The sequence below is a fragment of the Psychrobacter sp. TB20-MNA-CIBAN-0197 genome (assembly GCF_040309765.1).
Classification (GTDB): Bacteria; Pseudomonadota; Gammaproteobacteria; order Pseudomonadales; family Moraxellaceae; genus Psychrobacter; species Psychrobacter submarinus.
On record NZ_JBEOPC010000401.1, the window covers coordinates 1 to 281 of the forward strand.

The window sequence follows — 281 nt, forward strand, 5'->3', positions numbered from 1 at the left end:
GTTGAGTTCATGTCCTTTACCCGTCGCCAAATCCTCGGTGGCCTGGCCGGTCTTGTTGTCGTTGGCGTGGGCGCGGGAGGCGCGTCGCGTTACTGGCTGGGCAAGATGGCCGACGCCGAGGCCGGCCACGACTATGAACTGATCGCCGCGCCGCTCGATGTCGAGCTGGTGCCGGGGCACAAGACCGAGGCCTGGGCATTCGGCCCGTCGGCGCCGGGCACCGAGTTGCGTGTACGCCAGGGTGAATGGCTGCGGGTGCGTTTCATCAACCATCTGCCGGT

General features: G+C 66.5%; 1 protein-coding gene. It reads left to right on the top strand.

The window, feature by feature from the left end; all coding sequences use genetic code 11:
- Positions 1–281: cupredoxin domain-containing protein (locus AAEY83_RS14220; protein ID WP_502945179.1), on the top strand; the 281-nt coding region annotated here is incomplete at both ends.